We start from the raw sequence: 21823 nt of genomic DNA, 5'->3' as shown, positions 1-21823 counted from the left end.
GCCGCTCAGGGCGTCGTCCCGCCGTCGAGGGGGATGCCCAGTTCGTCGGCCACGGTGGTGAGGGCCGTTCCCAGCGGGAGTTCGACGCGGGCGAGTGCATGCACGTCGCCCCGGGTCGCGTCGCGATTGATGATCAGGACCGGCTTCCCGGCCTGGGCCGCCTGGCGGACGAACCGCAGCCCGGACATCACCGTCAACGAAGAGCCGAGGACCAGCAGCGACGCGGCTTCCCCGACCAGCTCGCGGCACCGCTCGACCCGCCGTGGCGACACGGCCTCGCCGAAGAACACCACGTCCGGCTTGAGAACGCCGTCGCAGACCGTGCAGGACACCAGCCGGAAGTCGGCGACCTGGTCATCGGTGAGGTCCGCGTCACCGTCGGGGTTCATACCGGCGGCCACGGGCCGGTAGTCCGGATTGGCCGCCTCAAGCCGCCGGGCGAGTTCACGGCGCGGACTGACAGCACCACAGGAGAGGCAGACGACCCGGTCCAGACCTCCGTGCAGTTCCACGACGCCCTCGCTGCCGGCGCTCTGGTGCAGTCCGTCGACGTTCTGGGTGATCACACCTGCGAGCAGCCCGTGCCGCCCGAACGCGGCGACCGCCCGGTGCCCGGCGTTGGGGCGGGCGCGGCCGAAGACGCGCCAGCCGAGGTGGCTGCGCGCCCAGTACCGGCGCCGAGCCTGCGCGCTGCCGACGAAGTCCTCGTAGAGCATCGGTGTGTGCCTGCTCAGGCTCCCGCCCTCGCCCCGGTAGTCAGGAATGCCCGACTCCGTGGAGATGCCCGCGCCGCTGAGAACCAGCACACCGCCGGCGCGCAGCGAATCGGCGACTGCCCGCAGATCCGTGGTGCTCGGCGGGAGATCCGGGGGAGGGGTCCAGCTGAGGGTGGGGCGCATGCGCATGCTGCCAGGGTACGGAACACCGAGGCCGAACCCCTGGATAGATCATGCAGCCTTAGGCATTGGCCTTCTGCTGGGCAAGCTCCCTGGCGCGCTCTTCCAACGCGTGAGCTTTGGGGTTACTGAGATGGGGGCGGATGCGGCGGCGCATGATCCCAAAGTGTTCGTCTGCCCTCGCGGACGACAATTCTGCGTACACGTCCAGGAACTTGCTCCACGAAGCGCAAGCGGCTTCGAGGTGTCCGACCTCAAGCTGACGTTGCGCGAGAAGGCCGTTTGCGTGAGCCTCACCCTGCTTCTCCATCGGCGGGCGGGCGCTGTTGGAAGCCTTCATGGCCTCGATCGAGCCGGGAGAAGGCGAGCCGCCGGTCCCCAACCAGTGAGGCGCCGTGCACTTGTTGGCCGCGAAGGAATGCTTGTAGGCGTGGGCCGGCTGACGGTGCAGCCTCGGCCGCCGTGTCCGCCAGGCTGAGGGCTTCGTTCGCGAGCTTCAGGTTGGCCGCTTGAAGGGCCATTCCTCGAAGCGTCCGGCAGTACGTCACCTGGTCTTCCCCGGCTTTGGCCAAACCGAGGGCCTGGCGGTAGTACCGCTGTCCAAGCCCGTGGGCTTTCTCGTACATGGCCATCCATCCCGTCAAGTAGACGAGATCTGACGCGGCGGCCCGCATGCCGTTTTTGACGTCCTCGGTTCCGTCTGCATGGAGGTAGGAGGACACGGAGTTGACGATGAACGCTGCGGCCATCGGGCGCGCGTGTGCGCCTCCCAACTCGTCGAGGATGTCGGCAATCCTGTCCGTCATGCTGCGGATTGCGGCGACGTCGCCGGGGCCGATCCTGACTGTTCGTCCTGCGGCTTGGTGCTCCAGTCGGTCCAGGGTCTCGTCGGCTTCGTCGAAACTCGGCAACGCGAGCGTTGCCGAGTAGAGAGCGGTCGTGAGTACCGCGCGGCGCGATGGGTCCATGTCTGCCCTTCCGGTATCAACCAGACCCTCAATGGTGTTCAGCGCGTGCTCGGGTGCAACGTCCAATCCAGCCACGCTCGACGTGGTGCCAAGTCCCGCTTCCTCGTACGTAATTGGGCGTCCGAGGCGCCGCGACAGCGCTTCGAGGACGGCCGAGGTCGCTGGCGAGGGGGACGTGTAGTCGGTGGTCGCGCCGGTCGAGGCGGTGCTCGGACGACCGGCGGTCCCACAGGCGGCGCCGCCCGGTGTGCCGCGGGTGGTTGGTGTAGACGCGGGCGAGGTGCTTCCGGTCGCCGCTGTACCAGCGTCGTCGACGCGCATGGCGTCGTAGTACGGGCCCATGCCGGCGGTGGCCAAGGCGTGCCCGATTCAGGCGGTGCCATCGGGGCTCACCTCCTGTGTGGGTCTAGCGAAAGGCGTGCCAAGCGGGGCATTCTCGTCCGATGGATCAGGGAGTATCGGCGGTGCTCGGAGCATCGGTCGCTGTGGTGGGCACGCTGGCAACGGCCGTCCTGACGTACACAGCTGCCCGCCGACAAACGAGCGATCAGGCGCGCGCCGAGCAGGTGCAACGACTTCGGGATGAACGCCGCTCGGCATATCTGGCCCTGCTTGAAGCAACCGAGCCGATAGATAGAGTGATGCACGCCGTTGCTCCGGAGTACAGAAATAACGTGTTCGCCAGCGATTCGCCTGACTGGCCGGCGATTTCCGCTCTGGCGGAGGAGGTTTACGGCGCCTCACAAGTTCTGTACCGGCTGCATTCAAAAATCCAACTGGTTGGGCCGGATTATATCGAAAACGCCTCGGACGGGATTTGGAGACAAGTCCGCAGCCTCCATGAAGAGCTGTTCATTCTTGCCGATACGCAAATATGCCCAGAGGAACCTGACTCTCGTTTGTCGAACATTGTGGACAAACTTGAGATGGAGAAAGAGAGATTCGCAATAGGGGCAAGAAATATTCTGCAAGGGAAGGGTATCTAAAACGTTGGCGCTTTGAGTAAGGGCTGTCCCGTAAACGATCTCTGCTGGGTCTCCTCATTCGTGACCAGCGGTCGCCAGCCAGCCTGTACCCACCGATGGATGCGTGGGACGTCCAGTCGGACGGCGAGTGCAGGACTTTAAGGGGCTGGACTCGGGCACAATCGAGGGATGGGGGATGCCAACGCGCTCTATGGACTGCTCGGTGCTCTTGGGGGAGCTTGCGTGACCAGCCTGGCGGCGTACTTCGGACCGTTGCGTCTGCATCAACGCCAGGCTGCGGTGCAACAACAGCAGATTGAGCAGAACGCACGAGGCGTGCAAGAGGCCCGCAGAGACGAGCAGATAGCTCGCCTGCTGCTGGTCCGTGCGACGAGCAGGGCCTGGATGGATGCCATGGACCGAACCGTCCAGGACCTTCAGGGCGGACGATATCCAGACGTCGATCAATTTGATGAGCTGTACAACCAACTCGGTGAAGAGGCAGCCGCCGCGCATTACGCGTTGGCGCGTAGTGGCATCTACGTCAGTACGCGTCCCACCGCTGCCAATCGTGCCCCGCGCTACTCTGGCGCAGCGCTGACGCTCTTGCGGGAGGTGACACGAGAGGTTCGCGGCGATGTACTGCGCTGTTCCACCGAGCACCAGGGCACCGTAAGTGCAGAGGTCCTCGATCTACTGAACCGCATCGGCAAGGCAAGGGAGGGCTTGAACGCGGCGCTCGCCGCACACCTTGAGCGGCTCAATGGAAGCCCACTCCAACCCCTCTAAGGGCTGCCCCGAAGCTGCTGGTAACGGAAGACATGATCTTGGGGCATCAGGTGTGATCACGGCGTCGGAGTCGTCCTGGACAGCCCCGTTCACCGGGCTGAGCCCGCGTGGCTTCGGGAAGTTGGTGACCGCGCTTCGTCGCGAGGGCGTGTACGTTCGCGAGGAGTAGTAACGCCTGTCGGACGGTGGCGGACGCGTCGCAGCCGGTCTGCATGATCACGCGCAGATCGTCGTACATGCCGTCATCGAGGATACGCACGGACAGGGAGCGTCCAACAGGGGGCGGTAGGTTCGAGGGCTGGGTCGGCTGCTGGGTAGGATTGGCCTTGGTCATGGTGGGGATTATTCCCATCGTGGTGTAGGGGGCCGATCTACTTCAGCAATCGATCCCGTATCTCAGCAGTAGATGAGCAGTCGACGGTCTACTTGAGCAGATAGCGCGCTGACCAGCAAAGACGGAATTCGGGAGCCCTGAACCCAGGGTCTCAGTAGTTCTCGCCGAAATGCAACGCTAAGCCGTGCGGCAGCCTGATCTGAACGACCTATACGACGAGCAGATCCAGCAGTGGGCTAGCTTCGTCGTATACGCACGCGTGTAACGGGAGTGGGGCGGACGACGTCCGGCCCAGGAGAGGTTGGCAGCGGCCATGAAGATTCCCCGCACGGCCCACTCCGACCAGCCGTGGCGGATCCACGAGTTCACCGGCGACTTTAGGACCGAGGACGTGTGGTCCTTCCGCACCCCCGGTGCCGGCCCGGACGACTTTCCCGTCATACTCGCCGCGATGCAGACAGCCGACGGATTCGCCAAGCAGCCCCGTGCAGTCCGGTTCCTGTTCGCGGTGCGCTGGAAGTTAGGTGCCCTCCTCGGTTGGGACAAGCCCAAGACGAGCGTCGGGAAGCGGGTTCAACCACTGCATGACCGCCTGCCAGGCGATCTCCGTGAGACCGTCGACGTCTCCGACGCCAGCGGCGCCCCGTTCACCCCCGTGTACCTGCTCCACAACGAGTCCGTCCGCGAACTGGCGAACAAGACCTGCCACGCCGTCATGCACCTGGGGTGGGTGCCGACCGGAGGCGGCGAATACGAACTGCGGATGGCGATCCTGGTCAAGCCCAACGGCTGGTTCGGACGGGTCTACATGGCTCTCATCGCACCGTTCCGCTACCTGATCGTCTACCCCGCGATCACCCGGCAGTGGGAGCGAGCCTGGCGGGACCGCGAGCTTCCGCCCACCGCGAACGTCGGTCCTCGACCGTAGTCGCTGCGAGCGTCGACACCAGTCGCGGCCTCGCAACGGAGAGACCCGGCCGCCAGCACCCAGCCCCGGCCACCGGCATGCGCATGCTGCACGAACACGACGAGCAGACAGCCACAGCCCCCTCTGGAGCCCACGGCCTGACCTGGGGCTCAGTCCTCAGCGTTGTTCTTTCGGCGAGAACTACTGAGACCCCAACCCGGGAACCGTCAGCCTGAGCCGCTGCTCAAGTGCCGGTGCCGCAGAGCTGTCGGGGTGTGCTCAACTGCCGCAATGTCCCAGGGCGGAGTGCTCAAGTACCTCGGATTCCTACACGTGGTTAGTCGGGCCCGTGCGGCGGTGAGGTCGCCGGATCGGGCCCGCGCTGTTGATTGGGCTACGGCTCTTCTTGTGGTGCGAACCTGTTCATGTCTTCGAGGCTGGCGCGTTTCCCCTCGCTGTCGGCCTGCTCGAAGAGTGGGACACCTTCGAGGTCGCCGAGACCAACCGCATCCTCCGGTCCCTCATTCGCCGAGTGGTGGTCACTCGGGGCGCCACTGGACGTAAGGGTGTCGAGGGCAGCGGAGACCACGATCGAGATTCACCCACTGTGGGAACCTGATCCGTGGGCGGAGGAGTCCGCCGCGTAGCCCCCTCCAAGCCTCACGGACTGTATCCACTTGTTTTAGGCCTTGTACCGCGACAGCGCCCCAGAGCGGGCACCCGCAGGACTGCCACTGCTCCTGGGGCGGCGCCGGAGCCCGATTCCTCGTGCACGGCTATGGGAAGTTTTGGGGTGCATCGTTACCCTCCGGCCATGATTCCCACGGTGGTTTGGGGCACAGGCAACGTCGGGCGCGCGGCCATCCGGGCTGTCGAGGCGCATCCGATGCTCAGCCTTGTGGCCGTGCTGGTGTCGAGTCCCGCCAAGGTCGGCAAGGACGCGGGCGAGCTCAGCGGACTGGGCCGGCGTCTCGGGGTGGCGGCGACGAACGACGTGCAGGCAGTGCTCTCCGCAGGTCACCGCGCGGTCGTGTACGCGGCGTCCGGTGACGTCCGCCTCGACGGCGCCATCGAGGACATCGGCCGCGCGCTCCGCGCAGGCGCGGTGGTCGTCACGCCGTCCCTGTACGGGATGTACGACTGCACGAACGCGCCGGACGAGATCCGCGACGTGCTGGTGGAGGCGGCGACGGCCGGGGGCGGCTCGCTGTTCGTGTCGGGTGTCGACCCCGGTTGGGCCAACGACGTGCTCCCGCTGCTGGTCAGCGGGCTGGGCTCCGAGATCGACGCCGTCCGCTGCCAGGAGATCTTCGACTACTCGACGTACGACCAGGAGGAAGCGGTCCGCCACCTGATCGGTATGGGACATCCGCTGGACTACCAGCCGCTGATGCTCGCAGAGGGCATTCCGACGATGATCTGGGGCGGGCAGCTGCGGATGATGGCCCGGGCGCTGGGCGTCGAACTGGACGGCATCGAGGAGACGTTGGAGCGCCGTCCCCTGGAATCGTCCGTCGTCACCGACACGATGGGGGAGTTCGCGGCAGGCACCCAGGGAGCCGTACGTCTTGAGGTGCAGGGCGTGGTGGAGGGCGAGCCCCTCATCGTCGTCGAGCACGTCACCCGTATCCACGCCTCCTGCGCCCCGGACTGGCCCACGCCGGCCGACGGCGGGGCGGGCGCGCACCGCGTGATCATCGAAGGACGCCCCCGCATAGAGGTCACGGTCGAAGCCACGGACGAAGGAGAGAACAGAGCCGCGGGCGGCAACGCGACGGCGGCCGGCCGTCTGGTGAACGCCATCGACTGGCTCGCCGAGGCCGAGCCGGGTCTCTACGACGCACTCGACGTCCCGCTGCGCCCCGCGGTGGGCAGACTGGGAAAGAAGTGATCATGCGGATCGACATCCCTGAGGGCGCCGAGCCCATCCCGTACGTCTGGGGCGACATGGTGCCCAAGATCGGTCACGCGGCCAGTGTCTTCTCCATGTCCGTCTACGAGTACTCGACCCTCGGACTGCGCGAGTTCGAGGCCGCCCGGCTGCGCGTCGCGCAGATCAACGGCTGTCTGTTCTGTCTGGACTGGCGGACCGAACGCGAGGGGGAGGAGAAGGTCGACGCGGGGTTCCTGGACGCGGTCGCGCAGTGGCGTACGACGGACGCCTTCGACGAACGGACCCGGCTCGCCGCCGAGTACGCGGAGCGCTACGCGATCGACCATCTGAACCTGGACGACGAGTTCTGGGAGCGGATGAAGGCGCACTACAGCCAGGCGGAGATCGTGGAGTTGAGCATGAGCATCGGCTCATGGCTGGCGTTCGGCCGGCTCAACCATGTGCTGGGGCTCGACAGCGTGTGCGTACTGCCGTCGGCACAGACTTCCTGACGCGGCAATTCGGGCTGCGGGCCGGGGCGTTGGCCACGGCCCACAGTTGTCCGGTCAGAGGTCCTCAGCGATGACCTTCTCGATGTTGCGTTCCGCGAGCGCGGTGATGGTGACGAAGGGATTGACGCTGACGTTGCCGGGAATCAGCGCGCCGTCCACCACGTACAGGCCGGAATAGCCGTGCAGGCGGCCGTAGTTGTCGGTGGCCTTGTTGAGGACGGTTCCACCGAGCGGGTGGTACGTGAGGTGGTCGCCCCAGATCTTGTACACGCCGAAGAGGTCCGTGCGGTAGATGGTCCCCTCGGTGGCGTTGATCTTGTCGAAGATCGATTTCGCCATCGTGATCGACGGTTGCTTCCACGCCGTCTGCCAGTCCAGTTCCACCTTCCCCGTCGCCGCGTTCCAGGTGAACCGACCACGGTTCGGGTTGTTCGTGATCGACAGGTAGAACGAGGCCCAGGTCTCGATGCCGGTCGGTAGCGGCGCCACCTCGGCGAACGCGCCGCCCGCCACCCAGTTGTCGATGCCCGCCGTGGGGATCGACGACTGGAGGGATCCGGTCGGGTCCCACAGGTGGTTGGCCCGGCCGCACATGACGTTGCCGTTCTCGCCCCATCCGGTGCCGATCTCGTTGTTGAGAGCGGGGAGTGCGCCCGTCGCCTTGAGGCGGACCAACAGCTTGCTGGTGCCGACGCTTCCTGCGGCGAAGAACACCCGTTGCGCCGTCACGGTCTTGGTGGTGGTGACGGCGCCGCTCGTGTCGAGTTGCTCGATGGTCACGGTGTAGCCGCCGGTGGTGGGAGTCACCGTGGTGACCCTGTGCAGCGGTGAGATGGTGACCCGGCCGGTCGCGCGGGCCTGCGCGAGGTAGGTCTTCTGCAGGGACTTCTTGCCGTAGTTGTTGCCGTACAGGATCTCGGCGGCCAGGGCCGACTTGGGTACCGTCCCCGCCGCCTCCTGCTTCATGTAGTTCCAGTCGTAGACGTTGGGGACGAACGTGAAGCGGAAACCGGACCGTTGGGCCTGCTTGCGGCCCACTCGCGCGAACTGGTAGGCCTCCGCCGTCTCGAACCAGGCCGGGTCGATCGTGTTGACGCCGAGGTTGCTGTTCGCCCGCGGGTAGTACACGTCGTACATCTCGTCGGCGTCGACGGACGGAAGCACGCCCGGGAAGCGGCTCCTCTCGGGTGTCACCGCCATACCGCCGTTGACGAGGGAACCGCCGCCGACTCCGCGGCCCTGGTACACCACGATGCCGCCCATTTCCTCGGCGTCGAGGATGCCCGTGTACTTCGGTACGTCCTTGTCGAGCGGGAAGCCGAGGAAGTTGCTCAGCGGCTGCTTGGTGCGGGTGCGCAGCCAGTAGGACCGGTAGTCGGGGGTGGTGGTGTTGGCGAAGATCTTGCCGTCGGTTCCCGGGGTGTCCCAGGCCATGCCCATCTCCACCATGTGCACGTCCACGCCGGCCTGAGCGAGCCGGAGCGCGGTGACGGAACCGCCGTATCCGGTGCCGATCACCAGGGCGGCGACCTGGGCGCCGGGTTCGATCACAGCCGCATTCCGGGGGAGTGCGGCGGCGGTCGGAAGGTCGAATGCGCCCAGTGCGGCAGCGCCAAAAATAGAACCTGTTCCACCGATGAGCCGACGCCGGGAAATACCTCTTCCTTGCAGGTTGTCGCGTGATCTGGAGTCCATGTAGATCCCTTTCCTCTCGCACAAAGGAAATTGGTTCTACTAAGAATTGGTAAACAAGTCACGAGAAACCTATCGGTAACTTATGTGTTACTCCTGGGCTATCTGCATCAGGAATGCACCGGCAGCACATCCATCTCAGGAGACGTGGCGGTGGATCTCCACCCTCACTTCCACCCATGGGTCCAGGTGCGCGAAGGCCGGCGACAGCACGCTTGAGGGCATGACAACGACCGACTGGATCACCGACATCGCCCTCCTCCTCGTCGTCTTCCGCCAGCTGCGGGAAGGCCGCCTCGACCTCAAGACCTATCTGATCCCCCTGGGGATCGTGGCCTTCGTGGCCTCCCAGTACCTGCATGACGTGCCCACCGCCGGAAACGACCTCGTCCTGGTCGGCACACTGATCGCCGTCGGCGCGGTGCTCGGCGTCGCGGGTGGCGTATACACCCGGATCCGCTCCGCGGGCGGACACCTGTTCATCAAGGCGGGTGTGATCTCGGCGGTTCTGTGGGTGCTGGGCATGGGCGCCCGCATGGGATTCCAGGTGTGGACCGACCACGGCGGCGCCGACAACGTGGCCCGGTTCAGCATCACCCACCACATCACCACCGACCAGGCATGGGTCGCCGCGTTCGTGCTGATGGCGCTCACCGAGGTGATCACCCGACTGGCCACGATCTTCGTCCGCAGCCGCATGGCCGTCCACGTGGCTCCCTCGGGCACGCGTCCCGCCGCGGTCCTCGACCACACCGCCTGACCGTGGGTTATGGTCGCGCCGTGTCCGCACCCGAGAGTGCCCCCGCCCCCGGGCCGGCCCCCGACAGGGAGCCCGGCCCGCGGGTCGTTCCCCGCCAGGACGCCCGCCTGCACGGGGCCATCACCCTGGCGGTCGTCGTCATCTCGATCGCGACCGTGCGGCCGGTGGGTCTCAGCGGCCGCGGGCTGGCGGTCGCCGCCCTGCTCGCGGTCAACAGCATCGCCCTGATGGCCCGGCATCTGCCCGAGGCCAGGTTCCCGCCCCGCGTTGCCCTCCTCTGGCTGACCGTCGGCGTCGTTGCCGCCGCCGCCCTGCTCGGCGTGAGCGGCAGTGGCTCCAGCTACCTCTTCGCGTACTTCCTCGTCGGCCACATCGGCTACCGCCTGCCCCTCGGACAGGCTCTCGCGCTGGCGGCCCTGTCCAGCCTGCTGTGCGGCGCTGTTCTGTACTTCCGCCTCGGCCCTGGGCACGAGTTGGTGCCCTGGACGCTCGGCGTGAGCACCGGTCTGCCGGTGGTGGCCGGGATTCTCAGCCGCAGCAGGCAGCGCGCCGTGGAGGCGATGATCGCGTCCGCGGAGTCCGCCGAGCGAGCCGCCCGCGCCGAGGCGCGAACCGCCGTACTCACCGAACGCAGCCGTATCGCCCGGGACGTCCACGACGTGCTGGCGCACTCGCTGGCCGGGATCAACATGCAACTGGAGCTGGCGGACGCCCTGATCGACACCGGCGACCTGGAGAAGGTCCGCGAGGCGAACGGCAAGGCGCACAGCATGGTGCGGGAGAGCCTGAAGCAGGCCCAGTGGACCGTGCACGCGCTGCGCGAGGACTCCCTTCCACTGCTCGAGAGCCTGACGGCGATGATCGAGTCCTCCGGCCACCGTGACGCTCTCACCGTCACCGGGACCGTCCGCGAGCTGCCCGCACGGGTCACCCAGAACCTGCTGCGGATCGCCCAGGAGGCGCTGACCAACGCCGGCCGGCACGCCCCGGGCGCGAAACTGGGGGTGGAGCTGACGTTCGCCGCCGCGTCGAGCACACTGGTGATCCACAACGGGCCCGCGACCCGCGAGGCAGCCGCGGGCGTCGGCAGCGGACTGGGACTGATCGGCATGCGTGAACGCGTCGCCCTGCTGGGCGGCACCATCACCGCGGGCCCGGTCGTCGAGGGACCGGAGCAGGGCGGCTGGCAGGTGGAGGCAGTGATCCCGGGATGAGCGAACCGACCAAGGACCCGCAGCGGCTGAAGGTGATCGTCGCCGACGACCAGGCCGCCGTGCGCGAGCCCCTGGCCGCGGTGCTGGGCCTGTCCGAGGACATCGAGGTCGTCGCGGCCGCGGCGGACGGCACCGAGGTGCTCACCGCAGTCGCCGGCGCACCGGTGGACGTCGTGCTGATGGACCTGCGGATGCCCGTCATGGACGGCATCGAGACGACCCGCCGGCTGAGCGAGGAGCATCCGCAGATCGCGGTGGTGGTGCTGACCACGTTCGCCGACGACGACTCGATCCTGGCCGCCCTCAGTGCCGGTGCCCGCGGCTATCTGACGAAGAACGCGGGGCGCCAGGACATCATCCGCGCGATCAGGGCCGCCGCCGCGGGACAGTCCGTACTCGACCGCGAGGTCCAGGACCGCCTCCTGGCCACCGTCCGCACCCGCCCACCCGCCCCCGAGCAGTCCCTGCCCAAGGACCTCACACCCCGCGAGCGCGAAGTCCTCGCCCTCATCGGCCAGGGCCTGCCGAACCGGGCCATCGCCGAGAAGCTGTTCATCAGCGAGGCCACGGTCAAGACCCACATCAACAACCTGTTCGCCAAGGCCGACATCCGAGACCGGTCCGACGCGGTCCGCCGCGCCATCGCGGCGGGCCTGACCTGACCCGTCGGACGAGCCCAGAGCGCCCGGCCGCTCCCGCAGCCCGCCGAGAGACGAAACGCTGTGGTCCGAGCGCTCCTGCGCGGTCAGAATGGCGGGATGCGCCGTCTCGTTGTCATTGACGCTCCGTCCAATCTCGGCCTGCGCCCGCCCACCGAGGGCAGCGTGCCCGGCTGCTACAAGCTCGCGGGAGCGTTGCGGGAGCAGCGCCTCGTGCAACGGCTGGGGGCGTACGAGGGCGGAGTGGTCGTTCCGCCCCGCTACGACCGCGGCGACTGGCGGGAGGGCGACGGCGTGTTCAACGCCGAGGCGATCGCCGCGTACACCCGCAAGCTCGCCGACCGCATCGAACACCACGTCCGGGCAGGGGACTTCCCCGTCGTCCTGGGCGGTGACTGTTCCATCCAGCTCGGCGCCTCGCTCGCCCTGCGCCGCATCGGACGGTACGGACTCGCCGTCATCGACGGATCCGCGGACTTCCGCCATCCCGGCAACTCCGACCGTGTCGGTGCCGCGGGCGGCGAGGAACTGGCCCTCGCGACCGGCCGTGGCCAGCGGGATCTGACCGACCTCGAAGGACTGCAGCCGTATCTGAGGGACGAGGACGTACGGGTCTTCGGAATCCGGGACTACGACGATGAGCGGGCCGAGCTCACGGAGCTGAAGATCATGAACGCGACGGTCGGGGAGATCCGGGAATGGGGCGCCGAGGAGCTGACGGGCGCGGTCGTGCAGAGCCTTGAAGTGCCCGTGACCGGAGGGTTCTGGGTGCATCTGGACGCGGACGCGCTGGACCCGTCCGTCATGCCCGCCGTCGACAGCCCCGACCCCGGCGGGCTCCTGCCTGACGAACTCGCCCCGCTGCTACGGGCCTTGGTGCGGTCGGAGCGGTGCGTCGGCTTCAACCTCACCATCTACGACCCCGATCTGGACCCCGACGGCTCCTGCGCGGCCCTCCTCGCCGACATCCTCCAGGCTGCCTTCACCGGCCCCTGACCAGGACTGGCCGCCGGCCGTCGCGGAGGCCAGGAGCGGCTCCAACTCGCGCAACCCTGCAGCCAGTTCAGGGGTCCAACACTCGACGGCGGGGAACGGGCCCCCGGCGCCCGCCCTCCTCATGCCCGGGCACGCCACGATCCCGGGAGTCTCACCGTGCGCAGTAAGCGACCCCTCACCAGACGTCGGACGATCCGGGTGCCCGGCACCTGCGCCGCGACGGTACTGCTGGCCATCGCGGGCGCGATCACGGCGCCGGCGTCGCCTGCCGCCGCCGCGGCCCCCGCGCCGATCACACACGACGACTTCAACAACGACGGCTACCGCGACCTCGTCGTCTCGGCACCCGGCGGAACGGTCAGCGGCGAGAAGAACGCCGGCTACGTCGCAGTGCTGTACGGCTCGGCGAACGGGCTGTCGACCCTGCGCAAGGCGACGTTCAGCATGAGCACCCCCGGCATCGAGGGCCTTGCCCAGAGCGGCGACCGCTTCGGGCAGGCCACCGCCACCGCGGACGTCGACCGCGACGGCTTCGACGACCTGATCGTCGGCACGCCCGGCAAGGACATCGGATCGACCGTCGACGCAGGGTCGGCCACCGTGCTGTTCGGCTCCGCCACCGGGCTGCAGGCCACCGGCAGCCGATGGCTGAAGGAGATCACCCCGGTGGCGGGCAGCCACTTCGGATCGGGCCTGGCGGCCGGCTGGTTCAAGGTCGACGACTCGGCGGTGGCGATCCTGTCCAAGGACATCCTGTGGTCCTTCGGCTTCGAAGTCACCACCCGTGGCCGGGTGATGGAGTCGGACCAGAGCCCGCTGTCCATGATCGTGCCACCGGGCTTCCGTCCCACCGCCCTGACCATGGGCGACTACAACAAGGACCGCGCCGACGACCTGGTGATCCTCGGGAACGGAACCTTCGACACGGCGGGTGTGTACGGCAGAGCCGTGTACGTGTCGGGCGGGCGCGGAGGGTGGGCGGACCACTACGAGCTGACCGGCGGCGGACAGGTCGGCGCCTCGGGGGATGTCAACAAGGACGGCTACACCGACGTCGTCGTGGGGGCACCCGACGACCGCGACTCCCTGGGCCATCTGACCACCCCTGGTGTGGTCTTCGTGCACTTCGGAGGCCCGAACGGTCCGGGCAGCGCGGAAGGCGGCTACAACCGCCAGTTCTGGACGCAGAACTCCTCGGGCGTCCCGGGCGTGAACAGGCCGGCCGACCGTTTCGGCGCCGCTCTCACCGTGCGTGACATCGACGGAGACGGCTACGACGAGGTGGCCATAGGGGCGCCGGGCAACGACATCGGCAGCGCCGTCGACGCGGGCACCGTCTGGGTGATGCGTGGCTCTCCGAGCGGGCTGACCACGAAGGGCGCGCGAGTACTGAGTCAGAGCCCGCAGACGGTCTTCAGCGTCCCGGAGAGGAACGACCAGTTCGGCGGCGCGCTGCGGCTCATCGACGACAACCGCGACAAGAAGGCCAGTCTGGTTGTCGGCGTCCCCGGCGAGGACGGCAACAACGGCGGTGTCTGGGTCTTCCCCGCCACCACCAATGGCCTCTCCCTCGACCGCTCCTGGTCCTTCAACGGCGCCACTCTTCACGCCCCCAGCCCTGACGCCCGCTTCGGCGAGACCCTTGCTCCGCACGGCCGTTGACCAAGCCGGCACTGAACCGAGGGGCCCTGTCGAGGAAGCGGGCGAGGAAGCAGGCGCGGCCCTGACGCCGGGGAATGAATGGCCGGGCTGTGCGGTTGGAAGGGACGTGGGAATGGAGGGGACAGTGTCCCCGGGCCTCACCTATTGCCTGCGGGGACGATCGTTCGGCTGAAGCCCCGTAGAGCACATCGCCGCGTAGGCGACCGCCCTTCATTCCCACAACGCGCAGACGTGGCCCCGAGTGCTTCGATCGCCTCGGGGCCGCGGCATGTGCGACCTGCGTCGCCCCGTACATCGGGGCCCGCCGGTCGGACGACCGAGGCGGTGATCGAGTTGTCGGTGGCATGACTTAACCTTCACTCACCCACCACACGGGGCGCACCGGTCACACGCATCCGCCGGGGTCTCCAAATGTGCTGGCATCACAGTCATTTCGCTCCGGGGGTTCGAAAGCATCGTGCGTATACGCACTCTCACGGTCGCCACGGCACTGGCAGCCGTCTTCAGCTCGGTCGTTCTCACCGCCGCACCGGCCACCGCCGACACCAGCAGGCCCATCGCCGTGTCGGACGCGGACGACACCGTCGCGGACGCGCTGCACCAGCGGCTGTACTTCAGCGACAGGTACCAGGACAAGATCGTCGTCACCGACTTCACCGGCAAGGTCACCGCCACCCTCACCGGCCTGCCCCAGGTCCGGGACCTCGAGTTGAGCCCGGACTCCGGGACGCTCTACGCCGCGGTGCAGGGCGCCGACAAGATCGTCGCCGTCGACACGGCGACCCTCACCCAGAGCGCCGAGTACCCGACCGGCGACAAGACCGCCCCGTCCCGGCTCGCCTACGCCGACGGCAGACTGTGGTTCGGCTACGGCGACCAGTGGGACTCCGGGCTCGGCGTCGTCGACCTGACGGCCCCGACGGTGACGCTCGACCTGGCCGCCGGACACGACTTCGCCACTCCGCCCGAGCTGTACGCCGACCCCGACAACCCGGGCACGCTGCTGGCGCTCGACTCCGGCATCAGCTCCGGCCCGATCATCGTCTACGACATCTCCTCCGGCACGCCGGTCATCCGCGTCACCGAGAACAAGGGCGGCTTCTACCGCGACGCGGCCCTCACCCCCGACGGCCAGAACGTCGTCGTGGCAGGCCCCGGCAACCGCGCCCTCACCGAGTACCGCCTCTCCGACCTGGCACAGGTGCGCACGTATCCCGTCGTCTCCGAACCGGATACGGTCAGCATCGCCCCGGACGGCACCGTGGCCGCCACCGTCCTCGACACCGACGACGTCGGCGACACGTATGTCTTCAGCACCGATCCGAGTCTGCCTGCCAGCGTCCGTAATCTGTCGTCCAGTTGGATGCCCTGGTTCGGGCACTCCATGAACTGGTCGCCCGACGGCTCCAAGCTGTTCGTGCTGACGGGCTCCGACGACTCCACCCAGTTCCACGCCATCGACGCGCCCCGCAAGTACGCCGCCGCGCTCACGGTCGACGCTCCCACCAAGGCCACGCGGGCCAAGTCCCTCACGGTCAAGGGGACTCTCGCCGCCGGCCTCGCGCTGCCCGCCGGGACCCCGCTGACCGTGACCCGGACCGACCTCGACTCGCCGAGCGGCAAGTCGCTCGGCACCAAGTCCCTCGGCGCGGGCGGCAAGTTCTCCTTCACGGACACCCCGCCGGCCGGCGGATCGGTCAAGTACAACGTGACCTACGCGGGCGACGCGCAGCACACCGCGGCGACCGCTTCCGACACCGTCACCGTCTCGCGCGCCACGCCGACCCTGACCCTGAACAACAACGGCAAGGTGTACGCCCACGGCGCGGACGTCGACTTCGCGGCCCACCTCGGTACCACCTACAAGAACCGGACCGTCGAGATCTGGGCCGATCCCTTCGGCGCCGACAAGCCGAAGAAGCTCGTGAAGACCGGCAAGGTCAACGCCAGCGGCAACTTGTGGATCACCCTCGACATGAGCCGCGACACCACGCTGACCGCGGTGTTCAAGGGCGACTCCCGCTACGCCCCGAAGTCGGTCAAGGCCACGGCCTACGCCAGGGTGAAGGTCTCCACGACGCTGACCAAGCACTACAAGACGGGCAAGATCGGCTCCACGACGTACCAGTACTTCCACAAGAACACCGACGTCATCTCCACGACGACGATGAGCTACTACAAGGGTCGCAAGCAGCGCATCGAGCTCCAGGTGTACTCGGGCGGCAAGTGGTACCAGACCGCCGCCGAGTACTTCGCGCTCGGCACGAACGGCAAATCCGTGGTCAACCTCGGCCACGCGGGCCAGTCCGGCATCCGTGCCCGGGTCCGCTCCTCGTACATCAACAGCAGCTCGGGAGACACCGTGAACTCCACGATCCACGGCGCCTGGAAGTACTTCTACTTCTCCAACTAGCCGCTGAGAGAAGGGAGTACCGGGCGTATGGACCATCACTTCGTCGGCGTCCCGGAGTTGACCGGTACTCCCCGTGTCGCGGTCGTCATCGACGTCATGCGCGCCTTCACCGTTGGCCGGCCCTGAAGGACGGAGCTCGGCAGCTGGCTTCAACGCGGTGAACTCACCTGGCTTGCTCAGCTCACGCGAATTCACCGGTCGCATGCTGGTGCAGAAAACCACGGCAGGAACCGCGGGCGCACTGGCCGTCGCGAACGCGCCGCTGGTCCTGTGCACGGGCCTCGTTGTCGCCGGCCCGGCCAGCGGTACTGGCCGCCGCCGCCGAGGCGTTCGGTCGCCGGATGGCCGCTGCCGTGCCCTTGCCGGACACCGGGGACGCCGTCGCCGATCTGCGCGAACAGGTACGGCTCGTGAGTGCCTTCTACGCCAGCGGCACAGGCCAGGTCTTCAGGCAGCTGCTCGCCGCGTGCGCGACCGACCTGCTCTTCGGCTCGCTCGTCTTCCGCCTGATGAGTGGTCACGCCCCGCTCGACGAGGAACAGGCGGACGTGATTTCCCTGGCGGCTCTGCAGGGTCTTCTCTGCCCTGACTAATAGTCCGCGGACGCGGTCCAGTGTGGTGGGGCGTGTCTTCGGCGCGCGGTCCGTCATGACCACAGGCCCGCTCTCCCAAGTCCGACGGCGTCAGCTGTTCGCCGGGTGCGCTGTGAGCAGGTCGGGGAGGCCCACTCGGGTGAGGAACTCCCGTCGGATCCGGTCGGCGAGGTCCGACACCTCTTCCGAGCCGTCGTTCGCGGGGTCGACGGTGACTCGGTAGGGGCGCTGCCCGGCGGGGAGGCCGACGATGCGCGTGATCTCGTCGGAGACGAGGGAGGCATCGGCGCCCTCGGGGGCCAACGCGGCGAGCTTCTCCGCTACTTGCTCCACCAGGCCGGCGTACTTGGTCTCGTACTCGGCCTCGACGTCCTTGTCCGTGGGACGGCCGGAGTGGGCGAAGTGGTTGGTGCCGCTGGTGAACGAGCCGGGCACCACGATCGTCGTCTCGACTCCCCAACGGGCCAGTTCGGCCGCGTAGCTGACGGCGAGAGAGTCCATCGCGGCCTTGGCCGCGAAGTACGGCGCGAGATAGGGAGGCGTGCCGCCCTTCACGCTGCTGCTGGACACCCAGACGACCAGACCCCGGCCCGCGTGACGCATGCCGGGCAGGGCGGCGCGGTTGACGCGCTGGGTCGACAGGACGTTCACGTCGTACAGGTCGGCGAGCTGCTCGGGGGTGAAAGCCTCGGTGGGGCCGGTGACCATGTGGCCGGCGTTGTGGATCAGCACGTCGAGACGGCCGTGCTCGTCGAGGATCTGACGGATCGCGGTGTCGACGGATTCCTGTGAGGTGACGTCGAGTTCGACGGAACGCAGGTCGACACCGTGTTCCTTGCTGTACTCGGCGACGGCCTCGACCTGCGCGGCGTTGCGGGAGGTGGTCTGCCGTATTCCGGCGTAGACGGTGTGCCCGGCGTCCGCCAGGGCACGGGCGGTGAGGGCGCCGAATCCGCTGGAGGCACCGGTGATGACGACGATGTTGTTCATGGTTTCTGTCTCCTGGGAAATCTGGAGGGTCGGGCTTCGGTCGGCCGCCGGTGGCGGCCGTTCACGGGCGCACCCGGGTCAGGCGATGCCGCCGTTGGTGTAGAGGACCTGGCCGTTGACCCACCGGGCCGGGCCGGCCAGGAAGGCGACCGTCTCGGCGATGTCCTGCGGGGTCCCCAGGCGTTCGAGCGGCGCCGCCTTGGACAGGTTCGCGATCGTGTCCTCGTCCTTGCCCTCGAGGAACAGCGGCGTCGCGGTCGGGCCGGGCGCCACCGCGTTGACGGTGATGTCCTTGCCGCGCATCTCCCGTGCCAGGACGAGGGTCATGGCCTCCACGGCTCCCTTGCTCGCCACGTAGGCGCCGTAGGCGGGGAACTGGAGGCGGGTGACGGACGTGGAGAAGTTGATGATCGCGCCTCCGCCGCGCACGCGCCTGGCCGCCTGCTGGGAGACGACGAAGGTGCCGCGGATGTTGGTGCGGTGCATGCGGTCGAGATCGTCGAGGTCCAGGGTCGCGATGGGCGACAGCAGCATGATGCCGGCCGTGTTGACGACCACGTCGAGGCCGCCGAACTCCCGTTCCACGGCGTCGAAGGCAGCGGACATGGCGTGCTCGTCGGCGACGTCACCGCCCACCGCGACGGCCCTGCCGCCGGCCGAGGTGATGGCGGCGACCGTCTCGTCGGCCCTGGTCTTGTTGCCGGCGTAGTGCACGCCGACGGCGATGCCGTCCGCCGCGAGGCGCTCCGCGACCGCGCGGCCGATACCGCCGGAGGCGCCGGTGACGAGGGCGACGCGGGAAGTGTTGCTGCTCATGATGTGTCCTTCGATGGTGTCGATTTGGGGGAGTGGGAGGGGGCGGCCCGCGAGGGTCAGCCCTTCCGGCCGGGTCCCGCGAGCTGGTCCAGCCACTGTGTGAGCAGTGCGGACTCGGCGGGTGTGAAGGGCTGGGGCGTGAATTCGTCCATGGACGACAGCAGTGTGGTGGCCGCTGCCTGTCGTGCGTCGTTCGCTGTGGTGTCCGCCGCCGGGTCGAGGAGGATGGCCGCGTGGATCGCGTCGCGGACCATGACGGAGAGGCCCATGTCCGGGTACAGGGCGGGACGCGTGATCAGAGCGAGGGCGACGCCGGTGTTGGCCGACATGACCATGCGTGCGGCCACGTCCGGTGCGACGCGCAGGCGCCCCTGCCGGGCGAGCCGGTCGAGGACTTCGCGCAGGATGCGCAGGGCTTCCGCCGCGGCTTCGGGCTCCTCGCCCAGCGCCGAGGAGAACATCAGCTTGTAGGCGTTGGGGTGCGCCAGCGCGAATGCGGTGTGGCTGTCCCATCCCGCTCGCAGGTCCTGCAGCGGGTCCGGGGACTTCTCGGCGGCCCGCTTGCTGCCCAGGTACTGGTCCCAGACGTGGTCGACCGTGGCTCGCAGCAGCCCGTTCTTGTCGCCGAACAGCCGGTACAGCACGGGCTGTTGGACGCCTGCGGCCTCACTGACCGCGCGAGTCGACACGTCGCCGTTGGGGGAGTGCGCGAGCAGCTCGGCCGCCGCTTCGATTAGCGCTGATCTCGTATCCATGTAGTCAACGATAACAGGCACTGCTGTCAATGACAACAGAGTCTTGTTATCGTCGATTCAAGCCTTGGGGGTGAGTGGGACCGCGCGGCGTGACGCCAAGGCGCTGGTCCAGGAGTTCGCGGGCCGCTGTCGCGCGGGAACGCGCGTGGTAGCGTCGGTATACAAACTGTATGCGAGGTCTGGGGGTTGCCGTGGCGTCCGGTCGGGAGAAGGCCTACGCGTATCTCAAGGACACGGTGCTGACGGACCCCGAGATGCAGGGGGCCTTCCTGTCGGAGCAGGAGCTCGCCGATCGTATCGGTGTCTCCCGCACCCCCATCCGGGAGGCGCTGCTGCTGCTCGCCGCGGAGGACCTGGTCGAGCTCGTGCCCAAGCGCGGAGCCCGGGTGGCCTCCCTGACGGGGCGTGAGGTCCGCGAGCTGATGGAGCTGCGCGGCATGGTCGAGCGGTACGCGGCCGAGCGGCTCGTCGCCGCCGAGCGGGTGCCCCTGGAGGAACTGCGCTCCCTGCTGGAACGGCAACGCGTGCTCACCGGCGCCGAGGAGGCCCGCGAGTTCATCGCGGTCGACCACCGCTTCCACGCGTCCCTGGTGTCGGCCGTCGGCAACACCCTGCTGGACCGCCACTACGACGGTCTGCGCAGCCGCCAGGTCCGCGCAGGAGTGGTCGCCGTCTTCAATCAGCAGGGCCGGCAGAAGGCGGTGCTCGACGAGCACGAGGCCATCGTGGACGCCCTCGCCGCCGGTGACGCGCAGGCGGCGTGCGCGGCCATCGACCACCACCTGCAGTCGACCCTCAAGGTGCTCCTCGACGGCTGAGTCCCCGCCGCCGAGGGACGTTCCCGTCTCCGCCGCGGTCAGGGATAGGTGATCACGAGCATGGTCACGCCTTCCGAGGAATTCCACGGTCCGTGCGGCATGCCCGGAGGGCGGCAGGCGTACATGCCCGCCCTGAAGGTGCGGTCCAGTGTCTGGTCGTACAGATCTCCCTCGATCAGGTAGACCTCCTCCCACACGTCATGCCGGGCCACGCCCGCGGCCGAACTGTCGGTGCCCGGCGCCCAGCGGACGAGCGCGGTGCGCCGGCCGCTTTCGGGATCTTCGGCCAGCACGCACTCCTCGATGCCGGGTACGGCGCCGGCCGGGGCGCTCCAGGGCCCGCGGGGGCGGTGGAACTCCAGCTCGGGGCCGCTCATCGCCACACCTCCGGCCGTCGGTTCGCCAGTACGGACGTCTTCTCGCGGACCGCGCCGACCTCGTCGACGTCCAGGTCCGTCACCAGCAGCTCGGGATCGGCGCCGAGGGAGGCCCGTACGGTCCCGTCGGGGCCCACCACCAGGCTGTGCCCGATGCCGGTCGGCACCGGGCCCGGGCCGGTGCCGGGATCCGCCTGGCCGACGGCGGCGACCCAGACGGTGGCGTCCAGCGCGCGGGCCCGCACCAGCAGCTCCCACTGGTCGAGTTTGCCAGGGCCGGCACCCCAGGAGGCCGCCAGCAGTGTGCCCACCGCCCCGGCGTCGGCGTGCGCCCGGAACAGCTCGGGGAAGCGGACGTCGTAGCAGGTGGCCAGGCCCAGCCGGATGCCGTCCACGTCGATCACGGCGGGGCGGGAACCCGGGGCGACGGTCTCGGACTCGCGGAAGCCGAAGGCGTCGTAGAGGTGGATCTTGTCGTACGACTCCTCGACGCCGGGTCCGGTGGCCAGCAGGGTGTTGGTCACCCGTCCCTCGTCGGCCGGGGTGAACATGCCGGCCACGACGACCGTGCCGGTCGCCCGGGCGATCTCGCGGACCCCGTCGGCCCACGGCCCGTCGAGGGGCTGGGCGAGCGGGGTCAGTGGTGTGCCGAAGCAGGCCATCGACGCCTCCGGGAAGACGACGACGCGGGCTCCGGCGTCCGCGGCGCGACGCGTCCACTCCTCGATGAGGCGCAGGTTCTTTTCGGGATCCGGGCCGGTGGTGAGCTGGCTGAGGGCGATCCGCATGGTGCGGTGCCTCCTTCTCGACGTCGGGGCTCTGCGGCTGGTGTTC

At 68.3% G+C, this 21823-nt stretch carries 21 protein-coding genes and 1 pseudogene; 14 read left to right on the top strand and 8 right to left on the bottom strand.

What is annotated here, in order from left to right:
- Positions 1 to 5: 5 nt before the first annotated feature.
- Positions 6 to 905, bottom strand: a complete 900-nt coding sequence (locus M2283_RS35065) for an NAD-dependent protein deacetylase (protein ID WP_280880507.1) — start codon at positions 903 to 905, stop codon at positions 6 to 8.
- A gap of 284 nt (positions 906 to 1189) precedes the next feature.
- Positions 1190 to 2185 carry a hypothetical protein gene (locus M2283_RS35060; RefSeq protein ID WP_432423172.1) on the bottom strand — a complete coding sequence of 332 codons (996 nt, stop codon included), beginning with the start codon at positions 2183 to 2185 and terminating at the stop codon, positions 1190 to 1192.
- 122 nt (positions 2186 to 2307) lie between these two features.
- Between M2283_RS35060 and M2283_RS35055 the strand changes: the two genes are divergently transcribed.
- The 6 genes and pseudogenes from M2283_RS35055 (at position 2308) to M2283_RS35030 (ending at position 7244) form a co-directional block, all read left to right on the top strand.
- Positions 2308 to 2850: a hypothetical protein gene (locus M2283_RS35055; RefSeq protein WP_280880506.1), complete on the top strand. Its 543-nt coding sequence runs from the start codon at positions 2308 to 2310 to the stop codon at positions 2848 to 2850.
- 222 nt (positions 2851 to 3072) lie between these two features.
- Positions 3073 to 3618 carry a hypothetical protein gene (locus tag M2283_RS35050; protein ID WP_280880505.1) on the top strand — a complete coding sequence of 182 codons (546 nt, stop codon included), beginning with the start codon at positions 3073 to 3075 and terminating at the stop codon, positions 3616 to 3618.
- Between the two features lie 52 nt (positions 3619 to 3670).
- Positions 3671 to 3766, top strand: a pseudogene (locus M2283_RS35045) (IS5/IS1182 family transposase); the annotation flags it as partial.
- Between the two features lie 499 nt (positions 3767 to 4265).
- Entirely contained in the window at positions 4266 to 4880 is a 615-nt protein-coding gene (locus M2283_RS35040) for a DUF2867 domain-containing protein (protein ID WP_280880504.1), read from the top strand.
- Positions 4881 to 5673: 793 nt separating this feature from the next.
- Positions 5674 to 6750 carry an NAD(P)H-dependent amine dehydrogenase family protein gene (locus tag M2283_RS35035; RefSeq protein WP_280880503.1) on the top strand — a complete coding sequence of 359 codons (1077 nt, stop codon included), beginning with the start codon at positions 5674 to 5676 and terminating at the stop codon, positions 6748 to 6750.
- A gap of 2 nt (positions 6751 to 6752) precedes the next feature.
- Positions 6753 to 7244: a carboxymuconolactone decarboxylase family protein gene (locus M2283_RS35030; protein WP_280880502.1), complete on the top strand. Its 492-nt coding sequence runs from the start codon at positions 6753 to 6755 to the stop codon at positions 7242 to 7244.
- Between the two features lie 54 nt (positions 7245 to 7298).
- Here the strand turns inward: M2283_RS35030 and M2283_RS35025 are convergent, their stop codons facing one another.
- On the bottom strand, positions 7299 to 8939 hold the full coding sequence (locus M2283_RS35025) for a GMC oxidoreductase (RefSeq protein ID WP_280880501.1): 1641 nt from the start codon (positions 8937 to 8939) through the stop codon (positions 7299 to 7301).
- A gap of 220 nt (positions 8940 to 9159) precedes the next feature.
- Here M2283_RS35025 and M2283_RS35020 point away from each other — a divergent pair, with 220 nt between their 5' ends.
- From M2283_RS35020 to M2283_RS34985, 7 genes are all read left to right on the top strand, one after another.
- The gene (locus tag M2283_RS35020) at positions 9160 to 9696 is read left to right on the top strand and encodes a hypothetical protein (RefSeq protein ID WP_280880500.1); all 537 of its coding nucleotides are present in this window, start codon (positions 9160 to 9162) and stop codon (positions 9694 to 9696) included.
- 2 nt (positions 9697 to 9698) lie between these two features.
- Entirely contained in the window at positions 9699 to 10910 is a 1212-nt protein-coding gene (locus M2283_RS35015) for a sensor histidine kinase (RefSeq protein ID WP_432423171.1), read from the top strand.
- Positions 10907 to 11572 (top strand): response regulator transcription factor, encoded by a 666-nt coding sequence (locus tag M2283_RS35010; RefSeq protein ID WP_280880499.1) that lies wholly within the window; start codon positions 10907 to 10909, stop codon positions 11570 to 11572. Before M2283_RS35015 ends, M2283_RS35010 begins: the two co-directional genes overlap by 4 nt.
- A 96-nt stretch (positions 11573 to 11668) precedes the next feature.
- The gene (locus M2283_RS35005) at positions 11669 to 12565 is read left to right on the top strand and encodes an arginase family protein (protein ID WP_280880498.1); all 897 of its coding nucleotides are present in this window, start codon (positions 11669 to 11671) and stop codon (positions 12563 to 12565) included.
- 156 nt (positions 12566 to 12721) lie between these two features.
- Positions 12722 to 14227, top strand: coding sequence for an FG-GAP-like repeat-containing protein (locus M2283_RS35000; RefSeq protein WP_280880497.1), 1506 nt, complete (start codon positions 12722 to 12724; stop codon positions 14225 to 14227).
- A gap of 457 nt (positions 14228 to 14684) precedes the next feature.
- Positions 14685 to 16640: a YncE family protein gene (locus tag M2283_RS34995; protein ID WP_280880496.1), complete on the top strand. Its 1956-nt coding sequence runs from the start codon at positions 14685 to 14687 to the stop codon at positions 16638 to 16640.
- Between the two features lie 341 nt (positions 16641 to 16981).
- The gene (locus M2283_RS34985; RefSeq protein WP_280880599.1) at positions 16982 to 17233 is read left to right on the top strand and encodes a hypothetical protein; all 252 of its coding nucleotides are present in this window, start codon (positions 16982 to 16984) and stop codon (positions 17231 to 17233) included.
- Positions 17234 to 17323: 90 nt separating this feature from the next.
- On the opposite strand, the gene M2283_RS34980 is transcribed toward M2283_RS34985, so the two are convergent.
- From M2283_RS34980 to M2283_RS34970, 3 genes are all read right to left on the bottom strand, one after another.
- Complete coding sequence (locus M2283_RS34980; protein WP_280880495.1) at positions 17324 to 18223, bottom strand: SDR family oxidoreductase; 900 nt, start codon at positions 18221 to 18223, stop codon at positions 17324 to 17326.
- Positions 18224 to 18301: 78 nt separating this feature from the next.
- Positions 18302 to 19039 carry an SDR family oxidoreductase gene (locus M2283_RS34975; protein WP_280880494.1) on the bottom strand — a complete coding sequence of 246 codons (738 nt, stop codon included), beginning with the start codon at positions 19037 to 19039 and terminating at the stop codon, positions 18302 to 18304.
- 56 nt (positions 19040 to 19095) lie between these two features.
- Positions 19096 to 19794 (bottom strand): TetR/AcrR family transcriptional regulator, encoded by a 699-nt coding sequence (locus M2283_RS34970; RefSeq protein ID WP_280880493.1) that lies wholly within the window; start codon positions 19792 to 19794, stop codon positions 19096 to 19098.
- 191 nt (positions 19795 to 19985) lie between these two features.
- Here M2283_RS34970 and M2283_RS34965 point away from each other — a divergent pair, with 191 nt between their 5' ends.
- Positions 19986 to 20612, top strand: a complete 627-nt coding sequence (locus M2283_RS34965; RefSeq protein WP_280880492.1) for a GntR family transcriptional regulator — start codon at positions 19986 to 19988, stop codon at positions 20610 to 20612.
- A gap of 38 nt (positions 20613 to 20650) precedes the next feature.
- Here the strand turns inward: M2283_RS34965 and M2283_RS34960 are convergent, their stop codons facing one another.
- Together M2283_RS34960 and M2283_RS34955 are read right to left on the bottom strand one after the other, a co-directional pair.
- The gene (locus tag M2283_RS34960) at positions 20651 to 20989 is read right to left on the bottom strand and encodes a cupin domain-containing protein (RefSeq protein ID WP_280880491.1); all 339 of its coding nucleotides are present in this window, start codon (positions 20987 to 20989) and stop codon (positions 20651 to 20653) included.
- Positions 20986 to 21777 carry a carbon-nitrogen hydrolase family protein gene (locus M2283_RS34955; RefSeq protein ID WP_280880490.1) on the bottom strand — a complete coding sequence of 264 codons (792 nt, stop codon included), beginning with the start codon at positions 21775 to 21777 and terminating at the stop codon, positions 20986 to 20988. The genes M2283_RS34960 and M2283_RS34955 overlap by 4 nt, the downstream gene beginning before the upstream one ends.
- Positions 21778 to 21823 lie beyond the last annotated feature (46 nt).

This window comes from Streptomyces pseudovenezuelae (genome assembly GCF_029892565.1).
Taxonomy (GTDB): Bacteria; Actinomycetota; Actinomycetes; order Streptomycetales; family Streptomycetaceae; genus Streptomyces; species Streptomyces pseudovenezuelae_A.
The sequence above is the reverse complement of the archived record's forward strand: the minus strand, read 5'-3'. Positions and strand labels throughout refer to the sequence as shown.

Excerpts from the sequence above, each read along its gene's own strand:
- M2283_RS35065 (WP_280880507.1), bottom strand. The coding sequence starts at position 905 with ATGCGCATGCGCCCCACCCTCAGCTGGACCCCTCCCCCGGATCTCCCG.
- M2283_RS35060 (WP_432423172.1), bottom strand. The coding sequence starts at position 2,185 with ATGCGCGTCGACGACGCTGGTACAGCGGCGACCGGAAGCACCTCGCCC.
- M2283_RS35055 (WP_280880506.1), top strand. The coding sequence starts at position 2,308 with ATGGATCAGGGAGTATCGGCGGTGCTCGGAGCATCGGTCGCTGTGGTG.
- M2283_RS35040 (WP_280880504.1), top strand. The coding sequence starts at position 4,266 with ATGAAGATTCCCCGCACGGCCCACTCCGACCAGCCGTGGCGGATCCAC.
- M2283_RS35035 (WP_280880503.1), top strand. The coding sequence starts at position 5,674 with ATGATTCCCACGGTGGTTTGGGGCACAGGCAACGTCGGGCGCGCGGCC.
- M2283_RS35030 (WP_280880502.1), top strand. The coding sequence starts at position 6,753 with ATGCGGATCGACATCCCTGAGGGCGCCGAGCCCATCCCGTACGTCTGG.
- M2283_RS35025 (WP_280880501.1), bottom strand. The coding sequence starts at position 8,939 with ATGGACTCCAGATCACGCGACAACCTGCAAGGAAGAGGTATTTCCCGG.
- M2283_RS35020 (WP_280880500.1), top strand. The coding sequence starts at position 9,160 with ATGACAACGACCGACTGGATCACCGACATCGCCCTCCTCCTCGTCGTC.
- M2283_RS35010 (WP_280880499.1), top strand. The coding sequence starts at position 10,907 with ATGAGCGAACCGACCAAGGACCCGCAGCGGCTGAAGGTGATCGTCGCC.
- M2283_RS35005 (WP_280880498.1), top strand. The coding sequence starts at position 11,669 with ATGCGCCGTCTCGTTGTCATTGACGCTCCGTCCAATCTCGGCCTGCGC.
- M2283_RS34985 (WP_280880599.1), top strand. The coding sequence starts at position 16,982 with ATGGCCGCTGCCGTGCCCTTGCCGGACACCGGGGACGCCGTCGCCGAT.
- M2283_RS34980 (WP_280880495.1), bottom strand. The coding sequence starts at position 18,223 with ATGAACAACATCGTCGTCATCACCGGTGCCTCCAGCGGATTCGGCGCC.
- M2283_RS34975 (WP_280880494.1), bottom strand. The coding sequence starts at position 19,039 with ATGAGCAGCAACACTTCCCGCGTCGCCCTCGTCACCGGCGCCTCCGGC.
- M2283_RS34970 (WP_280880493.1), bottom strand. The coding sequence starts at position 19,794 with ATGGATACGAGATCAGCGCTAATCGAAGCGGCGGCCGAGCTGCTCGCG.
- M2283_RS34960 (WP_280880491.1), bottom strand. The coding sequence starts at position 20,989 with ATGAGCGGCCCCGAGCTGGAGTTCCACCGCCCCCGCGGGCCCTGGAGC.
- M2283_RS34955 (WP_280880490.1), bottom strand. The coding sequence starts at position 21,777 with ATGCGGATCGCCCTCAGCCAGCTCACCACCGGCCCGGATCCCGAAAAG.